This is a genomic window from Dysosmobacter sp. Marseille-Q4140, assembly GCA_018228705.1.
Taxonomy (GTDB): domain Bacteria; phylum Bacillota; class Clostridia; order Oscillospirales; family Oscillospiraceae; genus Oscillibacter.
The window spans coordinates 672,271-697,692 of the sequence record CP073694.1; the positions used below are offsets into that span (position 1 = coordinate 672,271).

Genomic DNA, 25,422 nt, shown 5'->3' on the forward strand with positions numbered 1-25,422 from the left:
CGTATGCAGAAATTTGACGCGGTCGTTGTGGGCGGCGGCCCCGGCGGCTATGAGTGTGCCATCCGCCTCAGCCAGAACGGCCTGAAGACTGCTCTGGTGGAGGAGGCGGAGCTGGGCGGTACCTGCCTGAATCGGGGCTGTATCCCCACCAAGACCCTCCTGCACTCCGCCGACATCTATCACGACGCCAAAAACGGCGCCCCCTTCGGGGTCAACGCGGGAGAGCTGACCTTCGATTACGCCAAGATCATCGAGCGGAAAAATGCCGTAGCCAAGCAACTGAGCAACGGCGTGGCCTTCCTGGAGAAGAACCACGGCGTCACCGTTTTCGCAAGCCACGCCACCCTGGCGGACCGAAACACCGTGGAGCTCGCCAATGGTGAGATCCTCAAGTGCGACCACCTGATCGTGGCCACCGGCTCCAGCCCCGCCCGAATCCCCGTTCCTGGTGTGGACCTGCCCGGCGTGGTGGATTCCACCGGTCTGCTGAACATGACCACGTGCCCCAAGCACATCATCATTGTGGGCGGCGGCGTTATCGGCGTGGAGTTTGCCACCTTCTTCTATCGTCTTGGCGTGCCGGTCACCATCGTGGAGATGCTGGACCGGGTACTGGGCCCTCTGGACAAGGACATCACCGACTTCGTGGAAGCGGAACTCAAGCGCTGCGGCGTGGAGCTGGTGCTGGGCGTCCGGGTGGAGTCCATTGAGCCGGGTCTTAAGGTCAACTACGCCGCCGTCAAGGATGGCACCAAGGGCTCCGTGGAAGGTGACGTGGTGCTGATGGCCGGCGGACGCACCCCCAACACCAAGGGCATTGGCCTAGAAAAGCTGGGCGTCCATATGGACCGCAAGGGCTTTGTCGATGTGGACGGCCTGTGCCGCACCAATGTCCCCGGCATCTACGCCATCGGTGACATCAACGGTAAGATGCAACTGGCCCATGTGGCCTCCGCCCAAGGTCTGCTGGTGGCGGACCATATCGCTGGCAAGCCCTGCAAGCAACTCAATTACAACCGGATTCCCTCCTGCGTGTACTGTAATCCGGAGACCGCCATGGTGGGGCTCACGGAGGAACAGGCCCGGGCAACCGGCCGAGAGATCGGAACGGGTACCTTCAGCCTTTCCGGCAACGGCAAAGCACTCACAATGGGGGAAAATAAGGGCTTTGCCAAATTCGTCTATGACAAAGCCACGGATGAGATCCTGGGATTCCATGTGATCGGCCCCCGGGCCACGGACCTGGCCGCCGAGGTGGCCGCCGTCATGGAGTGTGAGGGCACCGTGGCTGAGATCGGGCACACCGTCCATCCCCATCCCACTGTCAGCGAGGCGGTGATGGAGGCAGCTCATGTCTGCTACGGGAATTGCGTCAATACTCCCAAATCTCACAAGTAATGGCACTTCCTTTTTACCCTTCCATTGACCTTGATCGATATTTACATCCTGCCTCGGCGGCCTCTGTGGTCGCCGGAGCACATTCTAACTTTATTTGAAAAGGAGAACCAGATATGGATGCTTTTTCCGCTGCCCTGATGGCCGATAAGAGAGAGATCATCTTCGCGCCCACCGTGTACAAGTTCCAGACCTTCGCCGACATGGCCAAGGAGTTCGATCTGAACGAGCGGGACGTGGTGCTGACCAACGAGTTCATCTACACCCCCTTCATGAAGGACCTAGGGTTGAAGTGCAACTACGTGTTCCAGGAGAAGTTCGGCGCCGGCGAGCCCAGCGAGGAAATGATCCAGATCATGTACGACGCCATCCCCTACGACAGCTATGACCGCGTCATCGCCGTGGGCGGCGGCGCCATCATGGACCTGTGCAAGCTGCTGGGCTGCAAGCGCCCCGACACGGTCCACAACCTGTACTTCAAGCGCTTCCCCGTGATCCATGAGAAGGACGTCATCGCCATCCCCACCACATGCGGTACCGGCAGTGAGTGCACCAACATCTCCGTGGCCATCGTCAAGGACGAGAAGGACGGCGTGCTGACCGGCGGCGAGACCAAGCTGGGATTGGTCTCCGACGACATCATCCCCAACAAGGTGTGCCTGATCCCCGACCTGCTGCGGACCCTGCCCTACAAGCCCTTCGCCTGCTCCGCCATCGACGCTCTGGTCCACGCCACTGAGTCCTTCCTGAGCCCCCACCGCAAGACCATCACCTCCGAGCTGTTCAGCGAGAAAGCCATGGACATGATCCTCAAGGGGTTCAAGCTGATCGACGAGAAGGGTCCCGACGCCCGGTTCGACTATATGCTGGAGTTCGTGACCGCCTCCTTCTACGCCGGCATCGCCTTCCTGAAGGCCGGCTGCGGCCCTGTCCACGGCATGAGCTTCCCCTTGGGCGGCACCTATCACGTGCCCCACGGCGAGAGCAACTATATGCTCTTCGGCGCCATCATGGACTACTATGACGAGAAGAACCCCACCGGCGAGATCATGAAGTTCAAGGAGCTGGTGGCCAAGATCCTGGGCTGCAAGGTGGAGGACGCCATCCCCGAGATGAACGCCCTGCTCCAGCGCATCCTGCCCCTGCGTCCCCTGCGCGACTGCGGCTTCACCGAGGCCGACTTCAAGGCCTTCCCCCAGTCTGTGGAGGCCAACCAGCAGCGCCTCATGACCAACGCCTACTATCCCTTCGACCTCGAGAGCGAAGAGGCCATCTATCGCAAGTGCTTCTAAATTACATAGCCTGATATTTATGTATTAGAACAAAATGAGTTCAGGAACCTATATCCCATAGTTTCCTGAACTCATTTCCTTTTTTAATTATATTTTTAATCCTGCAATAAGACGCAATCACAAAAAATAATACTATTCTTCACTAAATCTAAACTGCTAATTTAATCTTCTACTCCTCTAATAAAACTATCCATCAAATTCGTTAAATGTTCCTCGAGTGTTGCTGTAGCCTCTTTGAGATTTCTTTTTTTTATAGCATTTACTAACTCCTGATGTCCTGCTTGTAACTTCTTCAAGCTTTTTGCATCAGTAAGTGCAGAAAACATAAACCAATTGCGCATATTACATTGCTCATAGAATCGCAAAAGGACATGGTTTCCTGTAGCGTTAATAATAACCCGATGAAATGCTGCATCTTGTTCTGTAAATGTCCGCAAGTCTCCTTCATCTGCGGATACTTTCATTGAATTCACAATTTTTTGAAGTTCTTCTTCCAGTTCCTGTATCTCTTTATCATTTAGGCAATTAATTACATCCCGAATACTCTTAGACTCTAAGCAAATACGGACACTATAGTTATCCCGAATATCTTTCTCTGTTAGGAAACGAACTCGCGACCCCTTAAATGGGACCGTCTCTACAAGCCCCATAGCTTCCAGATCTCGAATTGCCTCACGGACTGGCCCCTGAGATACTCCTAATTCTTTAGCCCAGTACGTCTCAATAACACGGTCCCCCGGCTTTAGTTCTCTGGAAAAAATTGCCTCACGAATTGCATTACGGACCTCTTCCCGAAAAACTCTCCGGTAAGAGAATCCTAAGCTGCTATTTTCATGGCCCAAGATAATCGCCCCTTCCATTCCGGGCTGTGCCGGCAAAATTCCCGGAGTGATTGCATTTTTTTATTATTATAATCTTTTTGTTTTATTTCGTCAACTTTTGGAAAATTATATATAAAATTCCATATATAATTTTAAGCGGCCAATCCAATAGTTTTATCTTGCTAAATTACTAAACTAATAAAAGCCAGTCTCAAGGGACCTCTTTCCACATCGCAACATCTACAATGCAGGCCATATCAGAAAATCGGCTTAGGGTTTTGTATTTTTACATTATAACAATCGCCATATCAAAAGAGCAAAAACCTTCAATTTTGGCAAAGAAGCACGTACTTTTCGAAGAAGAAATGTTTTTGGTCAATCTTTTCTCTGTATGAAAAGAGTTCTAACGTTACAAAAACGGCTACTCTTTTTATTTATTAAACTCTGTAGAAAGCCATATTCTTGAAGTGCTGCAGTGGTCAAGATCTGTGCTCGGATTCGTCTAAAGGGCTGAAAAGTTTTTCTGATTGAAGGAATAAGCGCTCTTGGGCATTCAACAAAATATGTTTAACGCGTACGCAATATCCGACAGACTTTTGTTCTTTCAATTAAGCCATATTTAATTATAATAATTTACGGTATACGTGAGTCGATCGACATGCAGTTGCTCAGCGCGTATTCCTTAATCATTTTATAAGGATAACTATACTCGGTCTATTCCACTCGTCCGGGGCAGACGGGTCTGCCCAAAAACGCCGGCAGTCCATCACCCCGCCTTAATTTCAACATAAGAAGCCCCCGGCACCCTTGTGCCGGGGGCTTCTTATGCGCACCAGAGAACGCAGACAGCACGGCAAAAGACCGGCCTTCCCAAAGCGACCCCGCCCTCAGAAAAGAGCGATTACTTTCACATGCAATCGCACCGACCGCTCAGCAAACTCAGCCGAGGACTCAGAGATGAGAGCAGTTCGTTGGTAATGGTACCACAGCGTTCAGCAATTTCCCAAGCGGTGATCTCCTGGCCGCCGTCGCGGCCAATCAGGGTCACCACATCTCCAGGGCGGACCCCAGGCACCTCCGTCACATCCAGAAACAGCTGATCCATGCACATCCGCCCCACCATGGGGCACCGGCAGCCCCGGACCAGAGCCTCTCCGCCCCTTTGAGGCAGCTGGCGGGGCAGGCCGTCTCCGTAGCCGATGGTAACCACTGCCATGGCCGTGTCCCTCTCCGCGCGGAACACCAATCCATAGCCCGCCCCCTCTCCGGCCGCCAGATGCCGCACCGAGGCCACCCGGGCCCGCAGGGACAGCACCGGACGCAGATCCGGCCAGGCGGCTGTGGGCGAGCCATCGCTGGGTACGCCGTAGAGGATGATTCCCGCGCGCAGATACCGGCAGGGCTGGGGCGGCAAATTCAAAAGGCCGTAGCTGGACTGGATATGGACGGCACCGGGGTCATAGCCGGAGGAGCGAAGCCAGTCCACCGCCTGGTAGAAACCGTCCAGCTGCCGTTGGGTATAGTCCTCATCGCCCTTTTCCAGGCTGTCGGAGACGCACAGGTGGGAGAACACCCCGTCAATGCGCAGATTCTTCTCCCGAAACAACCGGCCCAGGGCCTCCCGATCCGCCGCCGGGACGCCCAGCCGGTGCATGCCGGTGTCCAGGCCCAAGTGGACGCGGACAGGTCCCCGGGCCGCCAGGGCATGGCCGTGAGCCTCGTCCGCCACGGTCTGGGTCAGGCGCCAGCGGCGCAGCAGCGGGGTATCTTTTGGGTCCGTCCAGCCCAGGATCAAAATAGTTCCCCGGATCCCCGCCTTCCGCAGGGCAATGCCCTCGCTGAGGCAGGCCACGGCGAAGGCCCGGACCCCTGTCCGCTGCAGCCGCCGGGCGGTCTGCGCCGCCCCGTGGCCGTAGGCGTCCGCCTTGACCACCGCCATCAGTTCCTGCCCCGGGGACAGGCACTTTCGCAGTACGGCAGCGTTGTGTGCCAGCGCGTCCAGGTCGATCTCCCGCCAAGCCCGGGCCATGGGCCGGAGCGGCCGGGGACGCAGTGTCAGGACCAGGCCGGACAGGGCAAATGTCAGCAATGCAGCGGCAGTGAAGTGGATCAGGCTGTTTTCCACCAGCCAGCATTCCCACCCCAGTGCTCCGGCAGCGCCCCGGACCAGCACGATGCACCACGGATGCAGCAGGTAGACCAGGGCGGACAGATGCCGCAGTTCCCGCCGCTGTCCGCCGTTCACCGCCAGCAGCCAGGCGAAAAGGCATCCCATCACCAAGGGCAGCGCAAGGTACATGCTGTCATGGCGCTGGACGCCCAGGCTCCGCAGCCGGAAGGCCTCGGCAGTCATAAGGGCCAGACCGGCCAGGGTCCCCAGCGCGGCCGTCCGCCGGGAAAACCGCACTCCCGCCGCACCCAGCAGGAGAAACAGCGGCACATAGAACAGGCCGTTCCGGGTGTAGGTAAACACCTGAAAAACGGCTCCATACAGGCTCTCCGCACCGGGGAGCCGCATTGCAAGGCCATAATAGCTGTCGCCGCCCAGGCCGATCAGATACAGCACCTCTGCCACCGCCAGGCCCGCCCGAAGTCCCAGGCGGCGGATCCCTTTTGCGATAGGCACACCCAGCAGGAGGGCCGGAAAATACCACAGGTGATAGAAGGAGCCGTCGGTCACGAGCTTTCGGAAAAGATCCGGCGTCACCTGCCCGGCGTAGAGGTTCAGGGGCAGGTACAGCGCCGCCGCGGCGGCATAGAGGGCCATCGTCTTTTTCAGCAAGCGCCGGACGGACCGCCAGCCGGTCCACTCCAGGAAATACCCGCTGATCATCAAAAACAGCGGCACCGCCAGCCGGGCCAGCACCCTCGTCAGGAAAAAGTCGCCGGCGGCGGTAAAGGAGGACAGGGGTGAGGTGTGGTTGCACACCACCAGTACCGCCGCGGCCAGCCTGGCCCAGTCCAGCGCCGCCCGCTTTTCCATCTTCATGCGGGGCACCCCCAGGCGGTGACAATGAAGCCGCCGATATTGTCCCCGGAGACCTGGCAGCAGCCCTCCGGCAGCTGGACCTCCGTCTCCTCCCCGGCGCAGGGCACATAAAACACCTGGGCCAGTTGGCCGCCGGGCAAGGGGCAGCTGCGCTGCCGCTGCCGCAGGAAATCCGGGTATTCCTCCAGGCACAGTCCGTTGGCATCCATCAGCAAAGCGTGGGGCGTGCCCACATAGCGGAAGTGCCAGGGCTCCCGGGCAATGCCGGTAACGTCCTCCTTGCCCCGCTGATACCGCTCGATGAATCCGTATTTCGCCGCCGCGCGGCGAAAGGCGCCGCAGACACCGTCGTAGGGAAAGGCGGGGCGGATGAAATCGATGTGTCCGGCGGCCTTCCCCAGATCGATGGCAAGGCCGCTCTGGTGCTCGCTGCACCCAGGGAGGGCCACGTATTTCCGGGTGAAGTCGGCGTCGCTCTCCGCCAGGGTATCGTCCCAGATGGCCTGCTGCTCCGCCTGGCTGCGCCAGCCGGAGACCAGCACGATTTCGCCCTGACCGCCCACACTCTGGATGCAGGCGGCCAGCAGCCGGGCGGTGCGGCGTTCCAGAAGAATATGGGGATGCAGGCTGTCCGGCGCCGCCAGGTCCGCCGGGGCGGAGCGGAGGGGATGGTCCCGGTTGATGACCAGCAGCGGTCCCTGAAACACCTGCCGCCGGTGGAGGATGACCGTCCTCATGCTTCCACCCCCAATTCAATGATCCGGCTGACCAGTGTGGTGAACCCCCAGCCCGCGGCAGCCATCATGCTGGGGTAGCGGCTGTGAGGCGTGAAGCCGGGGATGGTGTTGACCTCGTTGAAGATGATCTCCCCCTCCGGCGTCAGGAACAAATCCACCCGGGCAAAAACCCGGCAGTCCAGAGCCCGATAGATCACTTTGGCGGTCTCCTGGATCCGCGCCGCCTGCTCTGGGGAGATCCGGGCGGGACAGTGGATGGCGGAGGTCTTGAGGGTGTACTTCTCCTCGTAGTTAAAAAAGCCCTGAGACAGCTCGATCTCGTCCACGGCCCCCACAGTCAGGGCGTCGTTTCCCAGAACGGCGCAGCCCACCTCGAAGCCCGGCACCGCCTCCTCCAGCAGGATCTCCCGGTCATGGGCGAAAGCGGCCTCCAACGCCGCAGCCAGCCGCTCCGGGCTATCCACCCGGCTGACGCCGAAGGAGGAGCCGGCCCGGACAGGCTTGACGAACAGCGGATAGCCCAGTCCTTCCGCCGCAGCAGCGATCCGGTGGAAGTCCGCTCCCCGGCGGAACAGGATGCTCCCGGGCACCCGGACTCCGGCCAGGGCCGCCAGCTTATGGGCCCGGTCCTTGTCCATGCACAGGGCGCTGGACAATGCTCCGCAGCCGATCAGAGGCACACCGGTCAGTTCCAGCAGGCCCTGCGCCGTGCCGTCCTCTCCGTTTTTTCCGTGGAGGATGGGAAAGGCTGTGTCGAAGGTCAGGCTGCCGCCGGAGCCGTCCAGCACCAGCAGGCGGCCAGCCCCCCGGTCCAGCGACAAGGTACAGGGAACGGCTTCCGGCCGGCTCTCCCAGGTGCCGTCCGTCAGATGCTCCAGGGGACCGGCATACCACAGCCATCGTCCCTCCCGGGTGATGCCCACCGGCAGAGGCGTATAGCGGCTGGGGTCCATGTGGGTGAGCACACCATAGGCGGACTGGAGGGAGACCTCGTGCTCCGTGGAACAGCCGCCGAACAGTACCAAAATCGTTTTCATGCAAAATACCTCCCGAAAGCGGAAAACCGCCTTGCTTTGATACGCTGATGGTACCAAAGCAAGGCGGCGGGAGTATTCTGCTTTTCCTGTGAAGTTCCTGCGAGATCCCTGTGAAATTCTTGTGATTTTCTTACGGCGCCGTCTCCAGGGGCAGGGTGACGGTGAAGGAAGTCACCCCGCCGGAACTGCGGGCGGTGATGGTGCCCCCGTGGAGCTCCACGATCTCCTTGGCGATGGCCAGGCCCAGCCCCGCGCCGCCGGAGGCAGAGGAGCGGGCGCTGTCCAGACGGAAGAACCGCTCGAAGAGGCGCGCCAGCTTTTCCGGCGGAATGTCCGCCCCCCGGTTGGCAAAGGCCAGGACAGCCCGGTCTCCCTCCGCCCGACCGGTGACGGTGACTTCCGTGTCCGGGAGGCTGTAATGGCAGGCGTTGCGCAGCAGGTTGTCCAGGACCCGGGCCAGCTTGTCCGGGTCGCAGGGGCACACCAGCTTCCCCGGCAGCACCAGGCGGCAGGTGAGGTGCGCCTCCGCCAGTTGGGGAGCGAATTCGCTGGCGACCTGCTGGACCATTCGGACAAGGTCCGTGGGCCGCGTTTCCAGTTCGATATGGGAGAGGTTGAAGCGGGTGATGTCGAAGAACTCGTTGATGAGGTCCTCCAGCCGTTCCGCCTTGTCCAGGGCGATCCCGGTATACCGCGCCCGCAGCTCCGGCGAGATCTGGGGCTCGTCCCGCAGCAGCGTCAGGTAACCGATGACGCTGGTGAGGGGCGTTTTCAGGTCGTGGGCCAGATACACCACCAGATCGTTTTTCCGCTGCTCGGCGTCTTTGGCGGCCCGGGCATCCCGAAGGGCCTGCTCCCGGGCGGCGTTGAGCTGGACCTCCGCCTCCGCCAGGGCTTCCGGCAATACGATGCGCTCCTCCGTGGGCCTGGCCAGCTGCTCGGCGGCGTCGGTCAGGGCCTCCAGTTGAGCCACGGGCCGGGCCACGAAGAAGTAGCTGATGAACACCCATCCCACCAGCACCACAAAGGTGCAGACCAAGACGATATTGTCCCGCACCCAGGTCAGCAGCTGATAAAGGGGGCCGCTGTACCAGGTAAAGGAACTGCACACCAGCAATCCCAGAAAGGCCAGCAGAAGCACCACCGCCACCCAGGCCATCAGCGCCAGAAGATAGATCCCCCAGGCCCGCCGGGCCCGGCTGCGTCCCTGCTCGGAGAGGCCTTTATATCGTGTTCGCTTACTCAATGGTATACCCCACTCCCCAGACGGTTTTGATGAATTTCGGCTTCCGGCTGGGCTCGTGCATCTTCTCCCGCAGCCGGGCAATGTGGCTCATGACGGTATTGTTGCTGTCCATATAGGCCTCGCCCCACACCGCCTCGAACAGCTCCTCACTGGAGACCACCTGTCCCCGCTTCCGGCACAGGTACCAGAGGATGGAGAACTCCAGAGGCGTCAGAGCCAGCTCCTCACCGTAAAGGGTGCACTTATGGGTGGTTTGGGAGATCTGGAGGCCCTGGAAATCATATTCCGCTGTTTCCCGGGCCGCTGCCTCACCGGAGTTATAGCGGAGGTACCGCCGCAGTTGGGTCTTCACCCGGGCCACCAGCTCCAGGGGATTGAAGGGCTTTGTGATATAGTCGTCGGCCCCCAGAGTAAGGCCCATGATCTTGTCCATGTCCTCCACCCGGGCAGTCAGCATCACGATGGGAAACAGATGCTCCTCCCGGATCTTCTGACATAGGGTGAAGCCATCCATGTCCGGCAGCATCACGTCCAGGATGGCCAGGTCCAGCCGGGTCCGCCGCACACAGGCCAGGGCGTCGGCGGCGGTATAGAATTTGTGGACGGTATAGCCCTCGTTGCTGAGGCAGAGCTCTACCAGATCCGCGATGGCAGTCTCATCGTCCACCACCAGAACATCTACACTCATAGCAGTTCCTTTCTCCCATAAAAAATGTGAGAAATATTATAACACGATATGCCTTAAAAGAGAAGCCACAGAAAAACGCCATGTACATCCCGATGTCTCACATCCCAAGGGACACATCCCGGCAAAGTGTCTGCGGGGCCAAATTGAGCAGCATCCCCCCCCGCGCCGCTCCTCACCGGCGGGATACAGCTAAGAGGAGAACCGCGCGGCATACGGTTCCCCTCCGGAAGCATCGGACTGAACAAGCTCACCAGTTTAGAAATTCAAAAGTCCCACAAAGATCCTGTTGATTACAATGCCCATTCTGCTTTCTATCCACTGCGGCCCAAGTGCTTTCAGGCGTTTTTTAAAATCAGCGGATCAGAGGCTTGCTGAAACGCGCTTGTTTAAATCAGCTCGCGTTTTCTCTGGCCGCAGCATGTCACCACGCAGAGAATGATACTGACCGTCAAAAGTCCGGCAGCCACCGCCGTCTCCGTCCCTCTCGGCATCCAGGGACCGTTCTCCCAGACTCGCCGAAAGCAGAAGGGCCGATCCAGAAGTCAGCTGCCCAGCACCGCTCCCACCGCCGCAAACAGAGGCAGAGCCTTGAGCAGCATGGCGATATAGCTGCCGCTGCACACTGAGAGAGGAACACCGTGAGGCCGGCAGCCGCCAGGGACAGCGCCAGGATCAGTCCCGCCAGCACCACGAGATAGGTCCCGTAAGTCCAGTCGAACCAGGGTGAGCCCCAAGCCCAGATCCCGCCCAGGCCGCAATCGCGAAACCGCAGAGGCTTCTGCGCCAGGAAGGGAACAGTATAAACCACAAGATTGACGGCTGTCAGCACCAATGCGGAGCATAGGGCGGCCGCCATCTGGGTGGTCAGAACGGCCCGCCCCCGGCGGGAGGTCCACTGCCTGTGAAGGGGAGTGCAAGGCTTTGGCGGAGGGACAACATTTCCGGCACGCTGAGGAGGCCGCGGGCCTTGTGCGGCCTGTGTGGACGGAGGTTGACGAAGAAGTTTTTCGAGGGTATCTCCAGAGGGGAAACAGCATGGGAGATGGAACTAATGGCGGTTTTGAGGGGTAAATCCGGTGATTTTTGCCAGCCAAAAAAGTACTAGATAAAGGGAGGTGCTCGCAAAGCGATCACCTCCCAGTCACAATGGCCAGCGATGCAGGGGGATAACACCCCTCCGCCTTATTTGTCGGTCAGGAAAGCATCCATCGCTTCCGGCTGTTCCGCATCAGCGCTGAGACTATAAGAAAATATCCTAGGTCTATCTTGTCAGTCATACTTCAAAAGAAATGGTTAACCCATTTTTTAATATTAATAAAATATGGACTGAGAGTATAATTTCTCAGCCCATATTCTATCTTTTCTAACTGTTTCAAAACTCCTTTTGGAATATACCCAAAATTATCAATGCCCAACTTAAGCGGTTTGAATGATGGTTTTTTCGAAAAAATCGTGTTTTATTCTCATTTAAGTGACAGCAAACCTCAGATCACGGCCTGTCTTAAAATCTCGGTAGCTTTCTTCAATGCGATCTCACTGCTCATAGTTTTGTCCTCAATTTCAACGCTAACTGCTCCATCATACCCCATGATCTGTGCCTCGGCAAAAAAGCGCTTCCACCAACCAAGGCCGTGTCCATAACCAACAGTGGCGTAATTCCAAGCTCTGGTAGCGCAATAGTCGATAGGCTTTGATTCCAGCAGTCCGTTGATACCTGCTACATAGGGCTCAATTCTCGCATCTTTGGCATGAATGTGATGAATGGCAGGCCCCAATGCCCGCAACATCATAATGGGATCTCCCCCCATCCAGAAACAATGGCTTGGATCTACGTTCATACCGATAAGAGGGTCAACCGCATTGCGAAGTTTCAGTAGTGTTTCCACATTGTAAACCATTTGATATGGATGATTCTCCAACGCGATTTTTTGAATGCCACATTCCTTCGCCTGCCGGACTGTTTTCTCCCAATAGGCCAGAGTAACTTCCCACTGATAGTTCAGTATTTCCTGGGTTTCCTCCGGCCATGAGGCCACAACCCAGTTGCTGTACTCGTCCTTTGGGCCGCCCCCGGGTAGGCCGGACATCATAACAATTTTCTGAACTCCCAGCTTTTCTGCACAGCGAAATGTTTTCAAAACATTTTCCGCATGGCTTCTACCACGTTCGCCTGGCGCCAACTGATTGCCGGAGCAATTCAACGCACAGATGGTCAAATTGTGCCGTTTGAGGCTTTCCTTCAAATGTTCTCTGGCAACAGCACTGGAAATCAGCTCGTCCATATCTATGGGAGGATCTCCACACCAGTTACAGGTGGCAATCTCAACCGCCGTGTACCGATGTTTGTTTGCTAGTCCAAAAACATACTCACTATCAGAACCAAATCCTTCTGTAAGCAACGATAAGTTCATATTTTTCTCCCCATTACGACTTTTTGCTATTCTTTCTGGTATCCAAAATAACAGAGATCACAATCACGGCTCCCTTTACTACGTTTTGCCAGTATGGAGAAATCCCAAGCATGTTCATGCCGTTGGCGATAATACCGTACAACAAATCCCTTGCGCTCCAGGAGAGCCCCTACCTCGCATAATATCGTCCCCTTCGGATCGGTGACCACATACGAAGAATGGCACTGGAGGAGCGAAGGCTTGACAAAGAACCTTGTCTTTCCGCTGCCGGAACCGCCGATGACCAAAATATTCTTGTTCCTGGCGTACTTGGGCTCCTTGGGGCGGCTCGACATGGTGATCCGCTCCGTCTGGGTCATGGGGATGTTGTTGAAAAAATCCTTGTCCATGTAAGGGGCGATGTCGGCCTGGGTGCCCCATGAAGCGTTTTGTCAAGTGCTTTTTTGAGTTATTGACGCAAATTCTTGTGAAAGTGCGAAAGTGCAAAGTGCAAAGGGTCTGCGTTTTGCACTTTCAGCTTGCGGGTTCGGGTGGCTGCTTCTTCTTGATGAAGTTATACCATTGACCGCCGACACGCCTTGCGCCTAAAATACCGCCCATGTTGCGCTTGGCGTTCTGTACCGTCCTCTCGGATATTCCGGCTTCGGCTGCGGCCTTTACAATGTCCTCGCTGGCAAGTTCTTTCCCGTCTGCAAGCAGGTCAAGTATCAGCTTCTCGGCTTGCTCGGTCTTGGTGGCGGTGTTCCCGCCCGCGCCGGATAGCAGCTCGTCGGCGGTTATGTCATATTCGCCTATCCATGAAAAGCCTGTTTCCGGGTCAAGGCAAAAGGCAACGGGCTTGCCCTCCGGCGCAAGGGAAGATTTGTCATGGACGATAACGCGCACATTCGGCTCCCGCTTCACGCGCCCGATCAGCAGGACGCTCCTTGCTGCGGCGCGGAAGTCAATAGAACCTAAGCCCCGGTATGCGCTCTGTCCTCCGGCGGCTTTGTTCAAGTGTCCGATAAGGATAACGGCGCACCCGGTACGCTCGGCAACATCGGCAAGGCGGCGGAACATGGGGCGCACTTCGTTTGCCCTGTTCATGTCGGTCTTTTCGCCCATGTACGCCTGTATGGGGTCAAGGATAATCAACCGCGCCCCGTTCTGCGTGATTGCCTTTTCTATGCGCTCGTCGGAGAGGGTAAGCTCCCGTTTGGCTTCATCAATCACAAGCACGCGGTCAAGGTCGGCTTCGGCTTCTATCAAGCGGGGCTTGACGGTATCGCCCAGCCCGTCCTCGGCGGTCTGGTAAATCACTTGGAATGGCGGCAAGGGCTTCATTCCCGGCAGCGTTCCCCCGGTGGTGCAGGCGGCGGCAAGGCGTAGGGCAAAGGTGGTCTTGCCCTCGCCGGGGTTGCCTTGCACAATGGTTACTTTCCCAAAAGGGATATACGGCTCCCATAGCCATTCAACGGTCTGTGTGTCAACCTCGCTCATGCGGATAATCTCGACGGTTTCTTCCTGCGGCGGTTCTTTCAATCCGTAAACCGCTTCCCGGATATACTTCCCGTCTGTGATTTCTGCCCGGTGCTGCAATACCTCGTTCCAGTCCTTGTAAAGCGGCACAAGGCGGTGGACGGTCAAGCCCTCCGGCACAAGCTCCGCAAGGCGGCTGCAAGCGTCGTTTCCGGCTTGGTCGCTGTCAAGGCAGAGGTAAACGGTCTTGATGTTCGGGCGGTCAGAGAGGAAACGCAACAGGGCTTTTTCTCCCACGCCGCCCAATGACAAATAGCTCTGCTTCTGCCACGCCTTTTTGAACAGGCAGAGGAAAGAGAGCAGGTCAACGGGGGCTTCAAAGACAAAAAGCCTGTCACCCTCGCCTCGGTAGCAGAAATTAAAGGCTTTGTCGCTGCCTTTCACATCAAACCGGAAGTTTCCCGCCGTTCCCTTGCTGTGGGCGTAGCGCGGTATTCCGTCCTCGTCCCGCCCCACAAATACGGCGTTGTGGTGGGCTGCGTCCTCGTAAATATCGCCGCGGGCAAAGAAAAAGCCCGTCACATCATCATCAATGCGGCGGGCTGCTGTGAGGTAGTTCCTCGCTATTCTGTTGTCGTTGTTTGGGGGCGGTAGCCGGAAGTCGGAAAGGGACGCGTGGCAAGGTCTGTCCGGCGGCGGTGCGGCTCCCTTTTCTCCTGTGAGAAGTTCCACGGCTTCGGTGAAGCTCTTGCCGAAAAACTCCATGACAAAATCAACGGGGCCGCCGCCCTTGCTCTGGCTGTGCCTGTACCATTTGTTTCCCCGGACGGTCAAGCTGTCGTGCCGTTTCCAGCGGTATTCATTCCCGGCGCGGGTAAGCTGCTCGCCCTGTGATTGCAGGAAAGAAACAAGGTCGGCTTGGTTCGCCCGGTTTATCTGTTCTTGGGTGTAATACATGGTTGATACCTCGCTTTCTTCGGTTGAATTGTTCATAGTTTCTAAGTATAATAAAAACAACAAATTGGAAGTTATCATAAAGATGGTGCGATATATGATTTTTAAGGGATTTCCATACTATTTGGGGGCAATTGCGACAACAAAATGTATAAGAGCGATTTTATTTGTGTTTGTGCCTGGCAAAAACGGAGATAGGGTTACCCTGGATTCTTGTACTGGATGGGTTAGGCACATGGGAAGATTTTACGAGAGCAGGACATATTCATTTTTGTTAGATACACAATTGTCGAAAGGGAATATAGAGGTCCTTTTGCTGGATAAGAAGAAGCACCCCATATTAAAACTCAATGAACACTCTCCATCCGGTACAATAGCCTTAGATGGAAAGAGCAGATATTATCTGCGTTGGGAATTTAGGAGTGCCTCTGGTAAATGTAAGCTACAATGGTAAAAGCAAATCCCGGTTTATCGGAAAGCATTTAGGACGGACAAGCTGGACAGCTTGCCCGTCCTTTTCCTTATCGCTCCTGTTCATGCCGCTTGGCGCGGGTCTGCTCCGGCTGGTCGGCTTTCAGCGCAATATCAACGCACTTGCGGATATTGTGCAGTTCGGCAACCTCGGCGCGGGTTTCTTTCAGCTTGGTATATTCCGCTGTTCTCTGCCCGCTGAGAGTGGCGTACTCTTTTTCCCATTCAGAGATAGGCAAGGTCTTTGTCCCTTTCGGCAGATTTGCATGGAGATAGCGGCTCGCTGCGTTCCATAGGGTCAACTCGGCGCGGTGGGCTTCCTCGTACTTGTCGCGCTTGCTCGTCCAGCCATTTTTCAGCTTTTTCAGCTCGTCGTGAATGGGCTTGTACTCGGTGTAGTTCTTCCCGTATTCAATCAGCTTTTGTAATTCTTTCATGCGCTTCTCGGCGGTTTTCATGCCCGCCCGGATAGCGTCGGCTTGGTCGCTGACAGAGGAAAGGGTAGCGTCCAGCTCCGCAAGGGTGGAAATGCCATGCTCGGAAAGATAGCCTACTGCCTTTGCAACGGTTTTCAGTTCATCGGCGGCGTGCTGCCTTTGCCAACTTTGCGAATACTTCCGGCTCTTTTCTCTCTGAACGCTTAAATACTTCATCAGCAGATTTGCAAGGCCGGGGGATTGCGGGGGCTGCTCCGGGGCGTTTTCCCGCGCCTTGAACAGTTCGCCAATCCATTCTTTGAGCTTTCCAATCTGCGCCCGGATTTCCCGGATAAGGCGGTTTGCCTTTTGGATATTCCGGTTCAGCTCGCCTTTCTCGGTGGCTATGCCTTTCTTCTCCATTTGACAAGCCGCTACGCCCATGTGGACGGTAGGCAGCTCGTCAATGCCGCGCTCGGCGTTACTGCGGTGGTCGATACGCTCCGGGCGTCCGGCGCGTTCAAGGTAGGCATTTGAAATATCCGCCCATGCCTTGCGCCATAAAAGCGCGTTGCCCTTGTCGTTCCAGCCTGTGAGGTCAACTTTGTGTGTCTTGTATCTGCCGCTTGGTAAGCGTATGCGCTCGCCGTTCTCGTCAATGTCATATTCCTTTTTGGACTTCGCCGCCCATGCGCCGCGCTCGTCAAGGGGGCGCATAGTAAGCATGATATGACAATGGGGGTTGCCGCTGTCGGTGTCGTGAATGGCAAAATCAACGCACATTCCTCTGGAAACAAATTGAGAGGAACAGTATTCCCGGACAAGCCGGATCTGTTCCTCTCTGGATAATTCTATGGGGAGTGCTGCGTCAATCTCTCTGGCAAGCTGGGCGTTCCCGGTTTTCTCGTAAAGCTCCACACTGTTCCATAGGGTAGCGCGGTCAGAGAAAGAGGGCGGGGCATGGGGCGGCAATAGGATTTCCGTATGGACAACACCGCCTTTGCGGGTGTAGTCGTGGGTCATTCCGTCCCACTCATTTGTCAACTTTTCGCCGCTTCGGTAGGCGGCTGCGGCAACGGCTGATTTGCCCTTGCCCCGGCTGACAATGCTGATATTACAATGGTAGATGGCTATGGGTATCACCTCCCGGATAGGATAATAAAACCCGCAAAAATGGTACAGACGCCAACGGCGGGTGTACTGTTTTTGTGGGTGTGCAGGGATAGCCGCGTAAGCGGCGCAAGGGGTGCAGCCCCTTGTTGCGGCAAAGCCGCCAATGTCGGTCAGAGAGGGAAGCAAGCGGCTTTCTCTCTGTGCCGACAAGCCCTCGGCAGAGCGCACGCACCCGTAAGGGTGTATAAGTGCGCCCTTTGTGCCAAAGGGATTATTCGCTTTTCCCGCCCTTGGTGCGTTTTTTCAGATAAGCCCGCGCTTCCTCGCTCGTCAAGGCAAGCCGGAGAAAGGCGGCGGCTTCCTCGTCGGTCATGGTCTTGGCTTCCGGCACAATGCTCTCAAAGACCGCACCCCGGACGATCAGCCGATGGCTGCGCGTCCTGCGTTCCTCTTGGGATAACTTTTGCCGCAACACCTTTTCCCGGTTTTCAAGCTGCCGGATTTTCTTCTTCCCGTCCTCAATCTCGGCTTGCAATTCCTCGCGGTTTTTTTCTCTCGGTTTCGTCATGGGTGGTCACTCCTTTCTACCTGTCGGCATAGAAAAAGGACAGTCGATTTCCTCGGCTGTCCTTTTGATTAGGGTGTTTGGTTTACTCCGTTCTGCTCAATAAATGGGAATATTAAATATCAATACGCCCTTTAATACATTCCTATTAAAACATCAGCTTCGATTGTCAAATGTGTGAGAGTACACCAATCAACGCAATCTTTTTCAACGCAAAAGAGAAGCGGCGTCATTTCAATAAACGACATTCTTTGTTCTGATGACAACTGTACGGTGGCTGAAACCGTTTCTCTTGAAATGGTTTTAAGATATTTCTCAAAATATTCAACGACAGACTCATTTGAATAATCTGGATTTTTCAAGTGTGCTTGCACTTTAGTCCTAATTTCCCTCAAATGATTTTTCGTAGGAATTACTTTCACAACATATCCGTTAGGAGATAGCAATCGCTGAAATTCTTTGTAGTGTGCAGGCGAAAATATGTCTAAAATACAATCCATACTTCCGTCTTTCAAAGGGATTTTTGATAAGTCAGTAACAAACCACTTCACTGCTTTGCGCTTGTCTTTTTTTGATGCAATCTGTATTGCCTCCCTTGACAAGTCAAAAGCAAAGATGTTTCGTTCTGTTCTTTGCTGTATCTGCCTTGCATAGAAACCCTCGCCGCAACCAACATCTAAAATGTTTCTTATAGATGGCGTATCAGAAATAAACTGTATGATTTTCTCCAACACAACATCATACATGCCATACTCCAAAATTTGGTGCCGGTTGTCAAAAGACCGCTTGCTGTAGTTGGTTTTGGGCGATGATTTTAACAACAAATTTACATACCCATATCTTGAAATATCAAAGCAATGTCCATGTCTACAAATTAGGCTATTGCCTTGTATATCCATTGATTTTGTGCAAATTGGGCATTGAAAATAAACCTTGCTGTCTGCAAAGCGTGATAAATTATTATTCATTTGTTTTTCCTCCGTAATTACATCTCTGCTTCAATAAGCGAGTTATGCAGTACGGATAACCGCAACATAACTCGCGGTTTTATCTTAATCTCATGAATGTAACCATTGTGTTGTCCTCCAATCAATTCCGCAGTATTACTCTGCTTTTAGAAAAAGTATAGCACAAAACTATGAACATTTCCACTCTATTTCAGCCTGTCGGCGGCGTTGCTCTCTCTGGCGTACCGCCGCGCCGCTTCCCGCCGTTCCTCGCTGTATGGGGCGGTCAGACGGAAAGAGAAGCGGCCTTTCTCAATGTCAAACTCCATGCAGCCCGTTTCCGGGTCTGCGTCGGTCTGGCGGCACACATCGGGGTGCTGCTCGGCATAGGCGGCAAGCCGCTTCTTCAAGTCGGTATTGTGGGTACGGATATGGATCAACGGGTCTTTCTCATCAAACCAGATGTCTGTGGTCTTTTTTTGCTTGGGAAGCCCTGTTCGCATAAACTCTCCTTTCTGCGCCCCTGTTACGCAATAGGGGCATTTTTCGGGTGTTTTCTCCGGCTCTTGACTTGGGGAAAATGGGGATTTTCAAATAGAAACCGCCCCGGCGAACCATTCTTCGTCCGGGCGGTTCCTATCGCGTGATTTTCGTTTTTTCCGGCTCTTGACCGTCCTGCAAGCTGTCGGCAAGTATCACTTTGAGCAGCTTGTCGCGGAATGTTTCTGTGCCGCTGTGGTTGAAAAACAACTCCGCAACGATGGTCTGTCCGTCCCTCTGTGTCGTGATAACACTGTCGGGGGATTGAGGTGTCCCGTTCTGTTCTGCCATAGGCGGCTCCTTTCTCTGGGTGCAAAAGAGGGATTTCCCGTAGCCCGGAAAATCCCTCTTGGTTGTCAGTATTCGGTTTTACTGTGCGGGTGCTGCGGCGGCTTCCTGTGCCTTTTTCTTTGCCCGGTATTCCCGTGCTTTCATGCGGTCATACTCCCGTCGCTTTTCAAGGTTACGCGCCCGGTACTCCCTTGAATACTGCCGGTGGTAGGCGCGGCTCTTTTCCTTTTGGGCTTCCTCGATTTTCTCCCGCATTTGCCGGATTTCCTGCTCCGTTGGCTCTGTAAGCTGTGTCACTTCGTTCTCAAATTTGCCGATATAGTTGAAATATATCCCGATGTGCTGAATGGCTTGTTTTGCCCTTTTCTTGTCGCGCTCATGCACTTCAATCCGGCTGATAAACTCGTTGAGAATGGCGGGGGTCAGGTCGGTAAAGGCAGCGTAGCGTTCCGTCAGCTTCAAAAACTTCTGCGCCCGTCCGCCCGCGTTCTCAAAAGCGGATAGCTGCTCTTGCAGCTCGGCAAGCTCCGCTTTCAGCGCATAGTATTCTTCTGAATACTTCTGCGACATTTGCTCATAGCGGTCTTGCGGGATCGTGCCGAGGGCGTTGTCCTCATAGAGCTTGTTCAGCACCTTGTCAATCTGTTCAAGGCGCGTCGTGATTTGCGGGATACGCTTCTGCTGTTTCTTGGTCTTGTCGGTCTGCTGCATGGCAAGGTTCTTTTTCACTAAGGCTTCAAATTCCGCCCAGTTGCTGATAGAATAGTCCTCGATTTTCTTCAGCACTTCCGCGATGGTCTGCATGAGCAAATCCGCGTCAATGATGTGCGGGGAATTGCATTTGGGGTTTTTGGCTTTTCCCTTGTGGTACTCGCTGCAATAGGCAACATGACGCTTGCCGCCATTCCGATAATCTATGCGAATGTGCATTTTCGCACCGCAATCCTTACAGAAAAGCAAGCCCGACAAAGGGTGGATTTCCCCGTCCCCGTTGGGGCGTTTGACGGGCGCATTTTCCAAAATCCGCTGTACGGTTTCAAAGTCGGTGCGGTCAATAATCGGCTCATGCACATTTTCGGTTATCTGCCATTGGCTCCGGTCTACATAGTGGTTCCGCTTGTCGCGGAAGTGCTTTGTGGTCTTGAAGTTGACAACATCACCGCAATACTCCTGCCGTGTGAGGATATGGGTCAGGGTGGCTTTGTTCCACTTATAGCGGTTGGCCTCATTGAGCGCCCTGTTTTTACAGGTTCCCCGCCCGCGCTCTTTCATGTAGAATGTGGGCGTTGGGATTTGCGCCTGCGTGAGATATACGGCAATTTGGTTTCGGTTTTTTCCGTCCAGAAACAGGCGAAAAATCAAACGAACAACTCCGGCGGCTTCCTCGTCGATAATCCAAAAATCCTTGTTGTCCGGGGATTTGACATAGCCATAGGGGGCTTCGGTGGCAATCGGCTTTCCACTCATGCCCTTCGTCTTAATGCCGGTCTTTACTTTCTTGCTGATGTCCTTTGCGTACCACTCCGACATGATGTTGATAAAGGGCGCAAACTCCAATGTATCGGGCTTTTCGCTGTCTATCCCGTTGTTGACTGCGATAAAGCGCACATTGTTCCGTCTGAATATCTCCATCGCATTGCCGACTTGGAGATAGTCACGCCCCCAGCGTGTCAGGTCTTTCATAATGCAGACACCGATTTTCCCGTTCTCTACATCGTCCATCATGCGGGAGTAGGCAGAACGGTCAAAAAATCTGCCGCTTTCGTCATCGTCAATGTAGTGCCGGATATTGGTTAAGTGCTGCCCTCTGGCGTAGTTCTCCAAAAAGATTTTTTGGTTCTGTATCGAGTTACTCTCACCGCCGTCCCTGTCCTCGTCGCCCACGGAAAGGCGGGAGTAAAGGGCTGTAATTTTACTATAATCAGTCATGTGCATAACCTCCTGTGCGTCCATATAGGCTTCCTTTACACTTAAAATTATGCACTCCAGCGGGCGCTGCCGTACTCGATCCCCCGGCGGTATTTCTTCGCGTTCTTGCCTTTGGAGTAGACCGCCAGCCGGATCAGCACCGCGCCGGCGGCGCCCACGCACAGGTCCAGCAGATGGAAACTGGGCGCCAGGCTGGCAAAGGCCGCCGAAAAGCCCTGCCCGATATGGAGCAGCTTCTCCGAGGCGTCCGCCCCAGGCGCCAGCCGCACCCCCTGGCAGAGCTTGTCAAAGAGATACACAAAGATGAGATATGGGAGGTTGAGGATGATCTGCTTTTTCACCTTGTCGGTCATCGCGCCACCTCCCGGTCCTTGGCCTTGACCTTCTCCCGTTCCCGGTGTTTGGTCCTGGACTGTTCCTGGGCCTGGGCCAGCCGCTCCCGGATGGTGGGGCGCTTCTCCCGGCCCAGAGTCATGGCGGTGAACTCCTTGAAGGCCGGCTGGAGCTGGTCTTTGTCCTTCGCCTTGAAGAACACATAGTAGTGCGGTGGGTCGGTTGTGGGGTCCTTCTTCAGGGCATAGTCGATGTCATACTTCTTCGCCACCGCCGAAAACGCCTTGATGTTCTGCTCCGTGATCTCGATGTTGGTCAGGGAGGCCCCATGCTGTTTGAGCTGGTGCAGGGTCTGTTTTCCCTGGTGTAAGCTGCGCTGGGAGGGCTTCTTCTGCATCTCCTCCAGCACCTTTTTCACAGCCTTTTGGAGCAGGTCCGCCGTCATCTTGCCGGTCTCCACCGAAAGAGAGACCACGCCCTGGGTGATTTCTTCCTGCACTCACATCACCTCCGATCTCCGCCGCCGTACATATCGTGGCTCACCAGGGAAGTGTAGTAGCTGTCGATGGTGGCCGGGGCGTTATACAAAGCGGCCAGCAGGTATTTCTTGATATTGCGGACATAGGTGGTGTTCTCCCGCATCCGGTCCAGCACATACTCGATGTGGGAACTGTTCAGCTTCAGGAACCGGGACTTGACCACCTCCGCCGGGTAGTCGTCCCCGGCGATACGGATCATCTCCCGGTTGGAGCACACCGTGTCCACCATGAGCTCCACCAGCTCGTCCAGGCGGTCACGGTCAAGGCGGTGGTTCTGGATGAGGCAGTCATACTCGATGTTCTCCAAAATCAATTCCCGATAGCTTTCCCGTTCCCGCATCCGGTCCCGTCCTTTCCGGTCCGAGCCCCTGGGGGGTTGGGGGATTGATTGGACAGGATTTGATCCTTCCGTACTTGATAGATCTTTTTTTGATTTTTCTTTACTTGATCTATTAGTATTTAATTGTGCGGGGTTTCCCTGTTCAGGTTCTTCCAAGACAGGGGAAGCCTGTTCAGGATTATCCAAGACTGGATTTTCCCGTTCAGGTTTTTGCGGTTTTGGTTCCGGCGGTCTGGGCTGCTCCAGGATGGTGTACTCGATGGCGCCGAGCTGGCCGTTGGGGTTGCGGACCCGCTGGCGGATCACATAGCCGTGTTCCTCCAGCTCCCGCACCCCGGCGCAGATACTGTCAACGCCATCCTTGCAGATCCGGGCCAGCCCCTTGGTGGTATAGTCCCACTCCTCCGGCAGGGAGAGCATGAGGGAGAGAAGGCCCTTCGCTTTCAGCGAGAGCGACTTGTCCCGCAGGTGATGGTTGGACATCACCGTGTAATCGCGGGTTTTCTCAATGCGGAATACCGCCATATTGGATACCTCCTTCCTTCGGTTTTGAAAAGTGTTCGTTTCGGCGGGGTTACGCCCCCATATCACCGCCCGGCCTCCCATAAGGGAAAGGATATGGGCGGCTTCATTTGCGCCGCCCACAGGCGAAAAAACAGGGGATTTCCCACCCGTTTTTATACAGTTTTGCGTGCCCCCGGCAGGGCATAAAAAAACGCCACAGGTTTGTGTTACCCATGGCGTTGCCCCGGCAGATGGCCGGTCTGTATTCAGTTATATGGTCACGGGGCGGAGGCCCCGATTGACGGGTACTGTACCCGTATCTTGGCATTTCGTGGTCTTTCAGCGTGTCAAGGCTCACTCAACAGTAGTAAAATCGTAGTAAATGAGATGGTTTTGACCTGTCTGAAATGCCCGTGGATACAGTGTTTTCAAGGGATAATCAGATTTTGGCTTGATTTTCAGAAAAAAAGCCGCAACACTCTGATACCCTAAGTTTACAGGCTAGGAGATTCAGATTGTTGCGGCTTGATGGAGCTAGCAGGGTGACTCGAGCACCTGTCCTGCTGATTACGAAACCCATTCCAGCGTCAATCCATTGCAGTGCAAGGGTTTAAAGGCGTTTTTCATCAAAAATCAGCAGGTCAGGGAGTTTTTTTAGTTCCGCTTCTTCCCGCCTGTTCGAAGGTGTAGGGCGCGGCGTGAGTATGGTCCTCGGGGTCCCAAATTCTTTGATGCAAGGTTTTCCTGCTCTGTCCTCCCACGCCCCTCAGGTAATTTCAAAGCCTTTTTCCGCTCCCAATATGACCGTCTGTCTCTTCAAAGAAGGATGTGCTTGCGCATGTGCAGAAAATCCGCACGGTTCTTGCACACCCTTTTCGCGGGAGGTATGCTATATTACAATTACTTACAATTTTTGCTTTGAGCGAGGTGCGCGATATGCAGCTGTTCAGTCAATACCTGCGTGATTTGCTGCAGGCCAAGGGTCTGACCGTGTCGGCCCTGTCCCGGCTGTCCGGGGTGGAGCGGACGGCCCTGTCCAAAACGCTGACGGGGCAGCGAGTGCTGCCCTATGCCGCTCTGGACGATCTGATCTACCACCTGCGCCTGACTCCCGGGGAGGAGCGGCGGCTGCGGTCTTATTACGACGCCCAGTTTGAAAAAGAAGGCCTCCGGCAGTCCCGGGAGATCGTAGGCAGGCTGTTTTCCAACCTGGCCCGGCTGGACTTCACCGCTCCCGCCTTTGAGGAAAGCCGCCTGCTGCTGGATCTGGACGGCTATGCCGGACCACGCTCCATCTTTTCCGGCGCCTCCAACGTCCATCCTCTGCTGCGGATGATCCTCTCTCAGGAGCTGACCCGGCCGGACGCCCGGGTGGAGTTGACCGTCCCGCCCTCGGACATCTTCCTGAGCGACGAGCTGCTGCGCCGGTATCTGGATGGCCGCATGGGGGCGCAGGTCCGACAGATCATCGCCTTCGACGCCTCCGGAGCGGCGGAGGACATCAATCTGCACAATCTGGAGTGCTTCTGCCGGGTCCTGCCCATCTGCCTGCTGTCCAAACGGAACTATCACCCCTATTACTACTACGACAGCATCGCCGCCCGGTACACCGACCCCTTCCCCTATTTTCTGGTGACCCACAGCTGCGCGGTGTGCCTGTCGGAAGACGGCTCCCAGGCCATGCTGCTGCGGGGCACAGACCAGGTGGAGCAATACCACCGTCATTTCCAGTCCCTGCTGGAGCGGTGCCGCCCCCTGATCCAGTACACGGCCGACCCGGTGGAGATCCTGGAGTCCTACGACGCGTCGACCGATGCAGACGGCTTCTACATGGTCATGGACCAGCCCTGCTTCGGCCGGTTCTACGACGAGGCCACCATCGGCCGGTACCTGCGGCCAGAGCTCCCCTTCTACGACCGGCTGGAGGCCGTGGCGCAAAAGCGGTTCGGCCGCCTGCGGACGGCGGAGCAGTTCTATACCATCTTCACCCGCAGCGGACTGGAGCGGTTCCAGGCCACCGGATCTCTGGACGATTTCCCCGTCGCCTTTGTGGCCCCCTTCCCGCCGGAGCAGCGGCGGCAGCTGATGCTGGCCCTGGCTGGGCATATCCGAAGCGGTGACATCACCGGACGCATTCTGGAGACCGGGAGCTTCCCGGACTACCTGAGTATGACCACCTCCCGCCGCTCCGGCATCGGCTTTTTCACCACGAAGCGATTTCCCCTTCAGGACGGCTTCTGCTCCATCCAAATCCGGGAGCCCAACCTGTGCCGGGCCTTCCACGGGTGGGTCACCCACCTGCCCAGCGATCCGCAGGTGCTCAGCGCCCAGGAGACCGCAGAGGTTCTGGAGCAGCTGGCCCAGAGCGAAATACAATGCACAATCTGACACAAGCACACCAAGAAA

20 protein-coding genes and 1 pseudogene are annotated in these 25,422 nt (G+C 55.7%); 3 read left to right on the forward strand and 18 right to left on the reverse strand.

The window, feature by feature from the left end:
- Positions 1-3: 3 nt before the first annotated feature.
- Positions 4-1,398 carry a dihydrolipoyl dehydrogenase gene (gene lpdA / locus KFE19_03250; protein ID QUO38545.1) on the forward strand — a complete coding sequence of 465 codons (1,395 nt, stop codon included), beginning with the start codon at positions 4-6 and terminating at the stop codon, positions 1,396-1,398.
- A gap of 113 nt (positions 1,399-1,511) precedes the next feature.
- Positions 1,512-2,687 carry a 4-hydroxybutyrate dehydrogenase gene (locus KFE19_03255; protein ID QUO38546.1) on the forward strand — a complete coding sequence of 392 codons (1,176 nt, stop codon included), beginning with the start codon at positions 1,512-1,514 and terminating at the stop codon, positions 2,685-2,687.
- Between the two features lie 161 nt (positions 2,688-2,848).
- Here the strand turns inward: KFE19_03255 and KFE19_03260 are convergent, their stop codons facing one another.
- From KFE19_03260 to KFE19_03345, 18 genes and pseudogenes are all read right to left on the reverse strand, one after another.
- Positions 2,849-3,529 (reverse strand): GntR family transcriptional regulator, encoded by a 681-nt coding sequence (locus KFE19_03260; protein QUO38547.1) that lies wholly within the window; start codon positions 3,527-3,529, stop codon positions 2,849-2,851.
- Positions 3,530-4,415: 886 nt separating this feature from the next.
- The gene (vanT, locus tag KFE19_03265) at positions 4,416-6,497 is read right to left on the reverse strand and encodes a serine racemase VanT catalytic subunit (protein ID QUO38548.1); all 2,082 of its coding nucleotides are present in this window, start codon (positions 6,495-6,497) and stop codon (positions 4,416-4,418) included.
- The gene (locus KFE19_03270; GenBank protein QUO38549.1) at positions 6,494-7,234 is read right to left on the reverse strand and encodes a M15 family metallopeptidase; all 741 of its coding nucleotides are present in this window, start codon (positions 7,232-7,234) and stop codon (positions 6,494-6,496) included. Before KFE19_03270 ends, vanT begins: the two co-directional genes overlap by 4 nt.
- Positions 7,231-8,271, reverse strand: a complete 1,041-nt coding sequence (gene vanG / locus KFE19_03275; GenBank protein ID QUO38550.1) for a D-alanine--D-serine ligase VanG — start codon at positions 8,269-8,271, stop codon at positions 7,231-7,233. The genes KFE19_03270 and vanG overlap by 4 nt, the downstream gene beginning before the upstream one ends.
- Before the next feature lie 130 nt (positions 8,272-8,401).
- Positions 8,402-9,430: a HAMP domain-containing histidine kinase gene (locus KFE19_03280; protein ID QUO39509.1), complete on the reverse strand. Its 1,029-nt coding sequence runs from the start codon at positions 9,428-9,430 to the stop codon at positions 8,402-8,404.
- Positions 9,431-9,509: 79 nt separating this feature from the next.
- Entirely contained in the window at positions 9,510-10,205 is a 696-nt protein-coding gene (gene vanR, locus KFE19_03285) for a VanR-ABDEGLN family response regulator transcription factor (protein ID QUO38551.1), read from the reverse strand.
- A gap of 1,484 nt (positions 10,206-11,689) precedes the next feature.
- Complete coding sequence (locus tag KFE19_03290; protein ID QUO38552.1) at positions 11,690-12,616, reverse strand: sugar phosphate isomerase/epimerase; 927 nt, start codon at positions 12,614-12,616, stop codon at positions 11,690-11,692.
- 26 nt (positions 12,617-12,642) lie between these two features.
- Positions 12,643-12,987 (reverse strand): annotated as a pseudogene (locus tag KFE19_03295) (type IV secretory system conjugative DNA transfer family protein).
- A gap of 142 nt (positions 12,988-13,129) precedes the next feature.
- A complete protein-coding gene (locus tag KFE19_03300; protein QUO39510.1) occupies positions 13,130-15,031 on the reverse strand; it encodes an AAA family ATPase in 1,902 nt (633 codons plus the stop codon).
- A 518-nt stretch (positions 15,032-15,549) separates the two neighbouring features.
- Positions 15,550-17,058 carry a MobA/MobL family protein gene (locus tag KFE19_03305; protein QUO39511.1) on the reverse strand — a complete coding sequence of 503 codons (1,509 nt, stop codon included), beginning with the start codon at positions 17,056-17,058 and terminating at the stop codon, positions 15,550-15,552.
- A 241-nt stretch (positions 17,059-17,299) separates the two neighbouring features.
- The gene (locus KFE19_03310) at positions 17,300-17,596 is read right to left on the reverse strand and encodes a DUF3847 domain-containing protein (protein ID QUO38553.1); all 297 of its coding nucleotides are present in this window, start codon (positions 17,594-17,596) and stop codon (positions 17,300-17,302) included.
- A gap of 131 nt (positions 17,597-17,727) precedes the next feature.
- Positions 17,728-18,561, reverse strand: a complete 834-nt coding sequence (locus tag KFE19_03315; GenBank protein ID QUO38554.1) for a methyltransferase domain-containing protein — start codon at positions 18,559-18,561, stop codon at positions 17,728-17,730.
- A 185-nt stretch (positions 18,562-18,746) separates the two neighbouring features.
- Positions 18,747-19,043: a hypothetical protein gene (locus KFE19_03320; protein QUO38555.1), complete on the reverse strand. Its 297-nt coding sequence runs from the start codon at positions 19,041-19,043 to the stop codon at positions 18,747-18,749.
- 133 nt (positions 19,044-19,176) lie between these two features.
- Positions 19,177-19,371, reverse strand: coding sequence for a transposon-encoded TnpW family protein (locus tag KFE19_03325; protein ID QUO38556.1), 195 nt, complete (start codon positions 19,369-19,371; stop codon positions 19,177-19,179).
- Between the two features lie 78 nt (positions 19,372-19,449).
- The gene (locus KFE19_03330) at positions 19,450-21,324 is read right to left on the reverse strand and encodes a recombinase family protein (GenBank protein QUO38557.1); all 1,875 of its coding nucleotides are present in this window, start codon (positions 21,322-21,324) and stop codon (positions 19,450-19,452) included.
- Positions 21,325-21,347: 23 nt separating this feature from the next.
- Positions 21,348-21,653: a conjugal transfer protein TraG gene (locus KFE19_03335; protein ID QUO38558.1), complete on the reverse strand. Its 306-nt coding sequence runs from the start codon at positions 21,651-21,653 to the stop codon at positions 21,348-21,350.
- A complete protein-coding gene (locus tag KFE19_03340; GenBank protein ID QUO38559.1) occupies positions 21,650-22,132 on the reverse strand; it encodes a PcfB family protein in 483 nt (160 codons plus the stop codon). Before KFE19_03340 ends, KFE19_03335 begins: the two co-directional genes overlap by 4 nt.
- A gap of 5 nt (positions 22,133-22,137) precedes the next feature.
- A complete protein-coding gene (locus KFE19_03345; protein QUO38560.1) occupies positions 22,138-23,037 on the reverse strand; it encodes a helix-turn-helix domain-containing protein in 900 nt (299 codons plus the stop codon).
- Positions 23,038-23,934: 897 nt separating this feature from the next.
- On the opposite strand from KFE19_03345, the gene KFE19_03350 reads away from it, so the two are divergent.
- On the forward strand, positions 23,935-25,404 hold the full coding sequence (locus KFE19_03350; GenBank protein QUO38561.1) for a helix-turn-helix domain-containing protein: 1,470 nt from the start codon (positions 23,935-23,937) through the stop codon (positions 25,402-25,404).
- Positions 25,405-25,422: the final 18 nt, after the last annotated feature.